Genomic DNA, 10,995 nt, shown 5'->3' on the forward strand with positions numbered 1-10,995 from the left:
ACCCCTGCCTGCCGGCTCGCCCCTGACTCTCGAGCCCGGTGGGCAGGTGGAGATCTCGGCCCTGCCGCAGCCGGACCTGGCCACGCTCGCGGACGTCGTCTCCGCGGATCTGGCCGCACTCACCGAAATCCTCGCCCGCGCCGGGTTCGTCCTCGGCGAAACGGGCATCGACGCGCACCGCCCGCCCACCCGGCTGCTGACCACCGAGCGCTACGCCACGATGGAACGCCGCTTCGCCCCGATGGGCACTGGCGGGATCACCATGATGTGCAGCACCGCGGGGCTGCAGATCTGCGTCGACAGCGGAGAACGCGAGCACCTGCCAGGACGCTGGGCCGCCGTGCACGCGCTGGGCCCGCCGCTGCTGGCCACGTTCGCCAACTCCCGCACGCACGCCGGCGCCGACACGGGCGCGGCCTCGGCGCGCTGGCTGGCGGTGATCGGCACGGAAGCGGCGCGCACGTTCGCCTCGCCGCCGGCCGAGGATCCGCCGTCCGCGTGGGCGCGGCGGATCATGGACACGCCGTTGATGCTCGTCCGGCGGGAACACGGGCCGTGGGACGCGCCCGAGGGCGTGACCTTCGACGACTGGGTGGGCCGCCGCGGCGCGGCCGGCCTGCTCGGCCCGCCGACGGCCGAGGACCTGGCGTATCACCTGACCACGATGTTCACGCCGGTCCGGCCGCACGGCTACCTCGAGGTGCGCTACCTCGACGCGCAGCCGCGGCAGAGGTGGCTGCACCCGGTGGCACTGCTGGCCGCCCTGCTCGCGCGTCCGTCCACAGTGGACAAGGTGCTGGAGCTGTGCGAGCCGGTGGCGGACCGGTGGACGGACGCCGCCCGGTACGGCCTCGCCGACGGCGGGATCGCCGCGGTGGCAAGGAAAGTGGTGGACCTGGGCTGTGCGGAGCTGACCCGCACCGGGCTGCCGGACAAGACGATCAACGAGATCAGCGAAGGCGTGCAGGGGCTCGTGCGCGCCGGAGGGGAACAGCTGTGACGGAAAACCTGACCGAAGCGCCGAGCCTGCTGCGGGAGCTCTCCACCGAGGGGCTCAGAGAGCACGCGGCCGGGGCGCTCACCCGCGCGCGGCAGCGCAGCACCGTGCTGACCGACGCGGTGGACGACGGCGATCTCGTGCGCCAGCACTCGAAACTGATGTCGCCGCTGGTGTGGGACCTCGCCCACATCGGCAGCCAGGAAGAGCTGTGGCTGGTCCGCGACGTCGGCGGCCGCGAGCCGCTGCGCCCGGACATCGACGACCTTTACGACGCGTTCCAGCATCCACGCGCCGACCGCCCCGCGCTGCCGTTGCTCGGCCCGGCCGAGGCGCGCGAGTACGTCGGCGAGGTGCGCGCGAAAGCGTTCGAGGTACTGGAAAAGGCGCCGATGGAAGGGCGCAGGCTCACCGAGGCCGCGTTCGCGTTCGGCATGATCACCCAGCACGAGCAGCAGCACGACGAGACGATGCTGGCCACGCATCAGCTGCGCAAGGGCGAGCCGGTGCTGCACGCCCCGCCCGCGCCCACGCGGCGCGGCGGCCCGCTGCCCGCGGAGGTCGAGGTGCCCGCCGGCGCGTTCCTGATGGGCACGAGCGTGGAGCCGTGGTCGCTGGACAACGAACGCCCGGCGCACGAAGTGTGGGTCGACGGGTTCCTCATCGACACCACCCCGGTCACCAACGCCGAGTACGTGCGCTTCCTCGAAGCGGGCGGGTACGACCAGCAGCGGTGGTGGAGCGAAGCGGGCTGGAAGTACCGCCAGGAGCACGACATCACCGCGCCGCGTTTCTGGTGGCGTGAAACGGATGGCTGGTGGCGCACCCGCTTCGGCGTGCGCGAGCCGGTGCCCGCCGGGCAGCCGGTGATGCACGTTTCCTTCTACGAGGCGGAGGCGTACGCGGCGTGGGCGGGTAAACGACTGCCGACCGAGCGCGAATGGGAGAAGGCCGCCCGGTTCGACCCGGCCACCGGCCAGTCGCGGCGGTACCCGTGGGGCAACGAGGAGCCCACGGCCGAGCGCGCCAACCTCGGGCAGGCGCACCTGAGCCCGGCGGAGGCCGGCGCGTACCCGGCCGGTGCCTCGCCGCTGGGCGTGCACCAGCTGATCGGGGACGTGTGGGAGTGGACGAGCTCGGACTTCCACGGCTACCCGGGTTTCGCCGCGTTCCCGTACCGGGAGTACTCGGAGGTGTTCTTCGGGCCGGAGTACAAGGTGCTGCGCGGCGGGTCGTTCGGCACGGACGCGGCCGCGATCCGCGGCACCTTCCGCAACTGGGACTACCCGATCCGGCGGCAGATCTTCTCCGGCTTCCGCTGCGCGAGGGACCTGCCCGGTGTGTAGGCACCTGGCGTACGCCGGGCCACCGTGCTCGCCGGCCGGGTTGCTGTTCGACGCGCCGCATTCGCTGGAGCACCAGTCCTACGCCCCGGCGGACATGCGCGGCGGCGGCACGGTGAACGCCGACGGCTTCGGGCTCGCCTGGTACACCGGGGGCGAGCCGGTCCGGTACCGGCGGGCCAGTCCGTTGTGGACGGACAGGGACCTGCCGGTGCTGGCGAAGTCCTTGCGTACCACCGCGTTCGTCGCGGCGGTACGCAACGGCACCGTCGGCATGCCGGTCGCCGAGGCCGCCTGCGCGCCGTTCACCGGCGGGCGGTGGGCGTTCAGCCACAACGGCATGGTCACCGGCTGGCCGCACTCGCTGGCCGAGCTCGCCGGGAAGCTCCCGGTCACCGAACTGCTCACGCTGGAGGCGCCCACCGACAGCGCGCTGTTGTGGGCGCTGGTGCGGGAAAGGCTGTCCGCGGGGGAGGAGCCGGCCGAGGTGTTCGCCCGGCTGCTCCCGCGCGTCGAACAGGCGGCCCCCGGCTCCCGGCTCAACTTCCTGCTCACTGACGGCGAAACGATCGTCGCCACGGCGTGGACGCACGCGCTGAGCTACCGCACCGAGGGCGACGCCGTCGTCGTCGCCTCCGAACCACCCGAACCGGGGCCGGGCTGGGTCCCGGTTCCCGAGGGCCACGGCGTCGTCGCTCGGCGCGGCTCCGTGCGCCTGTTCCCCATCGATCCTGATCGGAGTCCCGCGTCATGACCGAGTTCGACCTGGACGTGCACCGCGATCCGGACGGCATCGCCGAAGCACTGGTGGTGGACGTCCGCTCGGGGCTGACCGCGGCCCAGAAGTGGTTGCCGCCCAAGTGGTTCTACGACGCCCGCGGCAGCGAGCTGTTCGAGGAGATCACCGCGCTGCCGGAGTACTACCCGACGCGCGCCGAGCGTGAAGTGCTCGACGCGCGGGCGGGCGAGATCGCGCGCGTCACCGGCGCGCGCACCCTCGTCGAGCTCGGCTCCGGCTCCAGCGAGAAGACGAGGCTGCTGCTCGACGGGCTCAGCGGGCACGGCACGTTGCGGGGGTTCGTGCCCCTGGACGTGTCCGAGACGGCGCTCGCGGAAGCAGTCGCGGCGATCCGCGCCGACTACCCGGGGCTCGACGTGCGCGGCGTGGTCGGTGATTTCACCGAGCACCTCGGCCTGCTGCCGGGGGAGTCGCCGCGGCTCGTCGTGTTCCTCGGCGGCACCATCGGCAACTTCCTGCCCGCCGAGCGCGCGAAGTTCCTGCGCTCGGTGCGCGACGTGCTCGCCGAGGGGGAGTGGCTGCTGCTGGGCACGGATCTGGTGAAGGACCCGGTGGTGCTGGAGCGCGCGTATGACGACGCCGCGGGAGTCACGGCGGAGTTCGACCGGAACGTGCTGCATGTCATCAACACCACACTGGGCGCGGACTTCGACCCGGCGAAGTTCACCCACGAGTCCTACTGGGACGCGGCCAACGAGTGGATCGAAATGCGGCTGCGCGCCCAGGAGGACATGACGGTGCACGTGCCGGGCGCGAATCTCGTGGTCCGGTTCGAGGAAGGGGAGCACATCCGCACGGAGATCTCGGCGAAGTTCCGCCCCGCCGGGGTGGCCGCGGAGCTCGCCGAAGCGGGTTTCCGGCTCGAACGATGGTGGACCGATTCCGCGGCGCGTTTCGGGGTTTCGCTGGCCAGGGCGGGGAGCGGCGGGGCTTAGTGGTCAAATAGGGTCGTGAAACCGTTACGACCACGACTCGCCCGCAAACTCGGTACTCAACCCTGGGTGATGAGCCTCGCCAAGGGCATCATCTGGCTGGACAAGAGACTGCACCGGGTGTTCGGCGGCCGGGTCACGCTGGTTGGGATAGCGGGCCTGCCCTCGCTCCGGCTCACCACGACCGGCCGCAAGAGCGGGCTCGAGCGGTCCACGAACCTGCTCTACTTCCCCGATCACGACCGGATCGTGCTCGTCGGCTCCAACTGGGGCCGCGAGCGCGATCCGGGCTGGACCTTCAACCTGCGCGCCAACCCGGAGGCGACCGTCGGCGTCCGAGGCCGTGAGTTCCCGGTGCACGCGCAGGCGCTGAAGGGCGAGGACTACGACCGGATGTGGGCGCGGCTGCTGGAGTTCTGGCCCGGCTACGAGATGGAGCGCGTCGCCGCCGGGCGCGAGCTGCCGATCTTCGTGCTGACGCGGCGAGAGCCCTGAGGATTCGCCCGCTTCGGAAACGATTGTCCTGCACGGCATTTCCCCCTGCCGGCCGAACGGTTCACCCGCTGACTGAGCCACGGGCGACGGGATGAGCCCGTAGCTTTTTCCTGCCGTATAGCCGGTTCTGTCCGAATTGGGGGGAACCTCGCGTGAACAGTTCCTGAACCTCTGCCGTGAACTCCCTGAGAGCGCCCGGAATTCACGTTGGACGCTTACGCTCCGCTTCGCGATCTGAGCCGTTCGAGCGATAGGAGCACAGTGAGGCGCTGGGTCTGGGGCAGCGGGGTGCTCGCTGTGGTGGTCCTTGCGGCAGTGGGTGTCGTGGTGTGGCGGAGCACCGCGCGGGCTTCCGGTGGCGATCCCGTGATCACCGTCTCACGGTCTTCGTGCGGCCAGGGGTGGACCGATCCGAAGCCGGGCACGCAGACGTTCCGGCTGCGCAACACCGGCGCGGTCACCGCGGAGGCCGATCTCGTGGACCCGGCCACCGGCACCGTCTTCGGCGAGGTCGAGGGCATCGGCTCCGGCACCACCCGGACCCTGGAAGTGACGCTGGGCAACGGTACCTACGCCTTCCGCTGCGCGCCCGAGGAAACCGACCCGATCATGGGGCCGAGCGTCCGGATCACCGGCGGTGACGAACGTTCCGGCGCCGCCGTCGTCCCGGTCACCCGCAACGATCTGCTCAAACCGCTGCAGGACTACAAGAACTACGTCGGCGGCGGACTCGTCACACTCGGGACCGAGACCGACGCGCTGCAGGCCGCTGTCCACTCCGGAGACCGCGCCGCGAGCGAAGCCGCCTGGCTCAAGGCACATCTGACCTACGAGCGCCTCGGCGCGGCCTACGACGCCTTCGGTGACACCGACGGGGCCATCAACGGCACCGCGGACGGACTGCCCGGCGGCACCGCCGACGTGGACTTCACCGGATTCCACCGGCTCGAGAACGGCTTGTGGCACAACGAGGACATGGGCGCGCTGGCCGCCGTCGCCGACCGGCTCGCCAGCGACGTGCACGGCCTCGGTGACTCCTTCGGCGATCTGCAGATCGACCCGAACGACCTGGGACTGCGCGCCCACGAGATCATGGAGAACACCCTGCAGTTCGAACTCACCGCGCACACCGACTACGGCAGCGGCACGAACCTGGCCACCGCACTGGCCAATGTGGACGGAACCAGGGCCGTACTCGACGTCCTGCGCCCGGTTCTCGGCAGCCGCGTGAACATGTCCGAAGTGGACACTTGGCTTGACCGCACCGCGTCCGCGCTCCGCTCGGCGCAGCGGCCGGATGGCGGCTGGACCCCGGTGGCGCGGCTGAGCCGGGAGCAGCACGAGAAGATCGACGGCGCCGTCAGCGGACTCACCGAACGCCTCGCGCCGATCGCGGCCATCACGTCGCCGAGGAGGGTCTCGTGAGCGGGGACGTCGGACGCCGCTCGTTCCTGCGCGGCGCGGTGGTGGGTGCCGGTGTCACGGCCGCGGCGGGCGGCGCGGGGATCGGTATCGCCAACGCCGTCTCGAAGGGACAGACGGGCACCGCGGAAACCTTTCCCTTCCACGGAACCCACCAGGCGGGCATCCTCCGGCAGCCGCCTGCACAGTCCATTGTGGCCTCTTTCGACGTGATCGCGGCCGACCGCGCGGAGCTGACCGACCTGCTGCGGGAGATCACCGACCGCGGCCGGTTCCTGACGGCCGGCGGCACGCCCACGTCGGTCGGGATCACCGCGCCGCCCGCGGACTCCGGCGTGCTCGGCCCGACCGTGGCCGCCGGGGACCTGACCGTGACGCTCGGGGTGGGCGCGTCGTTGTTCGACGACCGTTACGGCCTCGCCGACCGCAAACCGGCGAAGCTGACGCAGATGCGCATGTTCCCCAACGACGCGCTGGACGACGCGCAGTGCCACGGCGACCTGAGCCTGACCCTCGCCGCGACGGACACCGACACGGTGGTGCACGCGTTGCGCGACATCGCGCGCGCGACGCGCGGCGGGATGGAACTTCGCTGGCGTATCAACGGGTTCAGCTCGCAGCCGCGCCCGTCGGGCACCCCGCGCAACCTGATGGGATTCAAGGACGGCATCGCCAACCCGGCCGACACCGAACTGGACCGGCTGGTCTGGGCCGCGAACACCGGTGAGCCCTCGTGGACCGCGGGCGGCAGCTACCAGGTGATCCGGCTGATCCGGATGCTCGTCGAGTTCTGGGACCGCGTCTCGCTTTCCGAGCAGGAGAACATGTTCGGCCGCCGCCGGGACAGCGGCGCCCCGCTCGACGGCGCGCACGAGCAGGACGTCCCGCAGTACGCGCAGGACCCGATCGGCACGGTCATCCCGCTCACCAGCCACATCCGCAAGGCCAACCCGCGCACCGCGGACACCGACTCCAGCCGCATCCTGCGCCGGTCCTGCAACTACGACCGGGGCGTGGACTCGAACGGGAACCTCGACATGGGCCTGATCTTCACCTGCTACCAGCAGGACATCGCGCGCCAGTTCGAGGCCACCCAGACCCGCCTGATCGACGAGCCGCTCGTGGACTACATCTCGCCGTTCGGCGGCGGCTACTTCTTCGCCCTGCCCGGGGTCACCGGGCCCGACGACCACTTCGGCCGGGCCCTGCTGGCCTGACCGGAGGGAAACCGCTCCCACCACAGGAGGAACACAGTGAAGAGAGCTTTCGGCCGGTTGAGCCGTAAGCGGGCGCTGCTCGGCGCGGGCGCGCTGGTCGTGGCGGCGGGCACCGCCGTCGCGGTCACCACCGCGGTCGGCGGGGCCGACGCCCAGCCGCGCCAGCCCTCGTACGCCGGGAAGATGCCGACCGCCGGCCCGATCAAGCACGTCGTGGTGATCTTCGGCGAGAACATCTCGTTCGACCACTACTTCGGCACCTACCCGAACGCCGCCAACACCGACGGCACGCGGTTCACCGCCGCCGGGAACACCCCGGCGGTCAACGGGCTGACCCCGCAGCTGCTGACGGACAACCCCAACGCCTACAACCCGAAGCGGCTGAGCCCGGACCAGGCGCTGACCTGCGACCAGAACCACAACTACGGTCCGGAGCAGAAGGCCGTCGACGGCGGCAAGATGGACAAGTTCGTCGAGAACACCGAGACGGACAAGTGCACCGGCCAGCCCGTGCTGTTCGGCGAGCCCGGCCTGGTGATGGACTACTACGACGGCAACACCGTCACCGGCATGTGGAACTACGCCCAGAACTACGCGCTGAGCGACAACTCCTACGACACGGTGTTCGGCCCGTCGACCCCGGGCGCGCTCAACCTGATCTCCGGCAACACGCACGGCGCGCAGGCGGTCACCTCGACCACGCACGAGCCCACCTCGGACTCCTACGCGGTGGTCTCGCCGGACTCCCACGGCGTCGGCACGGTCATCAACGACCCCGACCCGGCCTACGACGACTGTTCGGACAAGAACCACACCGCCGACGACAACCTGATGGCCATGCAGGGCCGCAACATCGGCGATCTGCTCAACGACCGCGGCGTCACCTGGGGCTGGTTCCAGGGCGGGTTTCGGCCGACCGGGTCCGCGAACGGCTACGCGGTCTGCGGCGCCACCCACGCCAACGTGGGCGGACAGTCCTCTGTGGACTACAGCCCGCACCACGAACCCTTCCAGTACTACAAGTCCACCGCGAACGAGAAGCACCTGCCGCCGAGCTCGGTGGCCGCGATCGGGCAGACCGACCAGGCGAACCACCAGTACGACCTGACCGACTTCGACGCCTCGCTGCAGGCGGGCAGCATGCCCGCGGTGAGCTTCCTCAAGGCGCCGGAGTACCAGGACGGGCACGCCGGCTACTCGGACCCGCTCGACGAGCAGCAGTTCGTGGTGAACGAGGTCAACAAGATCCAGCAGTCGCCGGACTGGGCCTCCACCGCGATCGTGCTCGCCTATGACGACTCCGACGGCTGGTACGACCACGCCGACCCGGCGATCGTCAACGGCTCGCACGATGGGGCCCAGGACTCGGCGGTGTGCACCGCGAAGAAGTCCGAACTGGGCGGCGACGCCGACCGGTGCGGCTACGGACCGCGGCTGCCGCTGCTGGTGATCTCGCCGTATGCCAAGACGAACTTCGTCGACCACACCCGGACCGACCAGACCTCGATCCTGGCGTTCATCGAGGACAACTGGCGCACCGGCCGGATCGGCGGCGCTTCGTACGACAGCCGCGCGGGCGGGCTGTACAACATGCTCGACTTCGGCGGCAAGCCGGCCGCCGCGGTCACCTTGGACCCGAAGACCGGTGCGGTCGTCAACGACGGGCACGGTCACTAGGTCGCTGCACGACGCCCCGGGCCACGGTTCGTGGTCCGGGGCGCTGTGTTTTGTCAGTGCCGCCGCGCGCGCAGTTCCCGATCTTGCCCCCCATCGGAAGCAGGTTGTCGCAGGTCACGACGAACGAACTTGTTCGTGACGAACATGTTCGTTACAGTGGTGTCATGAGCCCCCGAGTTCCGGTGAGCCGGCGCGAACGCCCGGCCAAGCCCGCTTTGAGCCGCGAAGGCATCGTCGCCACCGCGGTGGCCGTCATGCGCGCGGAGGGGCTCGAGAAGGTGACCATGCGCCGCCTCGCGAAGGAGCTCGACACGGGCCCGGCGTCGCTGTACGTGTACGTGGCCGGCATGGCCGAGTTGCATGCGGCGGTGCTGGACGAACTGCTCGGCGAGGTCGACCTCGATCCGGCGGGGGAGACCTGGCGCGACCGGCTGGCCGGGGTGCTCGCGTCCTGCACCGGCGTCCTGTTCCAGCATCCCGCGCTGGCCCGCGCCGCGATCTCCGTCCGCCCGGCGGGGGAGAACTACCTGGCGCTGGTGGAAAAACTCCTCGCGCTGCTCAAGGAAGGCGGCGCGGACGACAGGCAGGCGGCCTGGGGAGTGGACCTGCTCCTCCAGCTGACCACCGCCTCCGCCGCCGAGCACTCGACCCGTGACCAGGCCGGCCGTACCGAAGCCGAATGGAGTCAGGTCACCCGCGCGCTCCAGACCGCGGACGCCCGGACCCATCCGCACATCCACGCCCTCGCCGGCGAACTGATCTCCGGCTCGCCGCAAGCCCGCTTCGACTGGTTCGTCGACGTGCTCACCGCGGGGATCCTGCACTGACTTTCCCTTTACCGCCAAGGAGTTTCGTGATGAACCACTATCCGATCGCGATCGTCGGGGGCGGCCTCGGCGGCCTCACCCTCGCCCGCGTCCTGCAGGTCAACGGCGTCGAGGCGGCGCTGTTCGAACTGGAGCCGGACGCCGAAGCCCGCACCCAGGGCGGCATGCTCGACATCCACGACGACACCGGCCAGCCCGCGCTGCGCGCCGCCGGGCTGTACGACGGGTTCCGCACGCTCGTCCACGAAGGCGGCCAGGCGTTCCGGCTCGTCGATTCGAGCGGCGTCGTCCGGTTCTCCCAAGAGGACGACGGCGATGGCGGCCGGCCGGAGGTCGACCGCGGCCAGCTCCGGCAGCTGCTGCTGGACTCGCTCGCGCCCGGCACCGTCCACTGGGGCAAGAAGGCCACGGGCGTGCGCGCGCTCGGCGGCGGCGAGCACGAAGTGACCTTCGCCGACGGCACCGTGATCACCACCGGTCTGCTGATCGGCGCCGACGGGGCCTGGTCGAAGATCCGGTCACTCGTGTCGGCCGCGAAACCGTCCTACACCGGGATTTCCTTCGTGGAAACGGATCTGCGCGAGCCGGACGCCGGGTACGCGCAAGCCGCCGCGCTGATCGGCGGGGGCATGTTCATGAGCCTCGGGGAGAACAAAGGCTTCCTCGCGCACCGCGAAACCGACGGCAGCCTCCACGTCTACACCGCGATCACCGCGAGCGAAGACTGGCTCGACATCATCGATTTCACCGACACCGCGACGGCGAAGAAGACCGTACTGGCGGAATTCGGGTCCTGGCACGAAAATCTGCGCGCGCTGGTCGGTGACGCCGGCGGCGAGATCGTCCCGCGCCGGATCTACGCGCTGCCGGTCGGCCACAGCTGGGCACGCACTCCTGGCGTGACGCTCCTCGGCGACGCCGCGCACCTGATGTCCCCGTTCGCCGGTGAGGGTGCGAACCTCGCGATGTTCGACGGCGCCGAACTCGCCCGCGCGATCGTCGCGCACCCCGGTGACACCGAAGCCGCGCTCGCCGCCTACGAAGCGGAGTTGTTCCCCCGCGGCGAAAACTCGGCCGCCGAGTCCGCAGCGAACCTCGAGTCGATGTTCGGCGACGACGGCCTGGACGCCACCTTGGCGTTCTTCCAAGGACACTGACCCTCCACAACGAAAAGCGCCGCGGGCCCCCTCCCCATGTTGGCTCCCCGCGTCGGCGTGTTGGCCACTCCCGTCGATGTGTTGGCCCCCGGCGCTGGTGTGTTGGCCAACGCCGGGGCAGGCAGCGAC

At 70.6% G+C, this 10,995-nt stretch carries 10 protein-coding genes; all 10 read left to right on the plus strand.

Annotated elements, in window-relative coordinates:
• On the plus strand, positions 1 to 1,000 hold a 1,000-nt coding region (locus FPZ12_RS44230), incomplete at its 5' end, for a glutamate-cysteine ligase family protein (RefSeq protein ID WP_150980796.1).
• On the plus strand, positions 997 to 2,343 hold the full coding sequence (gene egtB / locus FPZ12_RS44235; RefSeq protein ID WP_144760645.1) for an ergothioneine biosynthesis protein EgtB: 1,347 nt from the start codon (positions 997 to 999) through the stop codon (positions 2,341 to 2,343). The genes FPZ12_RS44230 and egtB, both read left to right, overlap by 4 nt.
• Complete coding sequence (gene egtC / locus FPZ12_RS44240; RefSeq protein ID WP_144760648.1) at positions 2,336 to 3,094, plus strand: ergothioneine biosynthesis protein EgtC; 759 nt, start codon at positions 2,336 to 2,338, stop codon at positions 3,092 to 3,094. Before egtB ends, egtC begins: the two co-directional genes overlap by 8 nt.
• Entirely contained in the window at positions 3,091 to 4,074 is a 984-nt protein-coding gene (egtD, locus tag FPZ12_RS44245) for an L-histidine N(alpha)-methyltransferase (RefSeq protein WP_144760652.1), read from the plus strand. The genes egtC and egtD overlap by 4 nt, the downstream gene beginning before the upstream one ends.
• Before the next feature lie 69 nt (positions 4,075 to 4,143).
• A complete protein-coding gene (locus FPZ12_RS44250) occupies positions 4,144 to 4,566 on the plus strand; it encodes a nitroreductase family deazaflavin-dependent oxidoreductase (protein WP_208026232.1) in 423 nt (140 codons plus the stop codon).
• Between the two features lie 261 nt (positions 4,567 to 4,827).
• Positions 4,828 to 5,991, plus strand: a complete 1,164-nt coding sequence (locus FPZ12_RS44255; protein WP_243770350.1) for an EfeM/EfeO family lipoprotein — start codon at positions 4,828 to 4,830, stop codon at positions 5,989 to 5,991.
• Positions 5,988 to 7,205 carry an iron uptake transporter deferrochelatase/peroxidase subunit gene (gene efeB, locus FPZ12_RS44260; protein WP_144760659.1) on the plus strand — a complete coding sequence of 406 codons (1,218 nt, stop codon included), beginning with the start codon at positions 5,988 to 5,990 and terminating at the stop codon, positions 7,203 to 7,205. Before FPZ12_RS44255 ends, efeB begins: the two co-directional genes overlap by 4 nt.
• A 36-nt stretch (positions 7,206 to 7,241) precedes the next feature.
• Positions 7,242 to 8,882, plus strand: a complete 1,641-nt coding sequence (locus FPZ12_RS44265; RefSeq protein WP_144760662.1) for a phospholipase C — start codon at positions 7,242 to 7,244, stop codon at positions 8,880 to 8,882.
• Positions 8,883 to 9,046: 164 nt separating this feature from the next.
• Complete coding sequence (locus tag FPZ12_RS44270; protein ID WP_144760666.1) at positions 9,047 to 9,709, plus strand: TetR/AcrR family transcriptional regulator; 663 nt, start codon at positions 9,047 to 9,049, stop codon at positions 9,707 to 9,709.
• A gap of 26 nt (positions 9,710 to 9,735) precedes the next feature.
• Positions 9,736 to 10,866, plus strand: coding sequence for an FAD-dependent oxidoreductase (locus FPZ12_RS44275; RefSeq protein ID WP_243770351.1), 1,131 nt, complete (start codon positions 9,736 to 9,738; stop codon positions 10,864 to 10,866).
• The last annotated feature ends 129 nt before the right edge of the window (positions 10,867 to 10,995 follow it).

It is taken from the genome of Amycolatopsis acidicola, assembly GCF_007713735.2.
Lineage (GTDB): Bacteria > Actinomycetota > Actinomycetes > Mycobacteriales > Pseudonocardiaceae > Amycolatopsis_E > Amycolatopsis_E acidicola.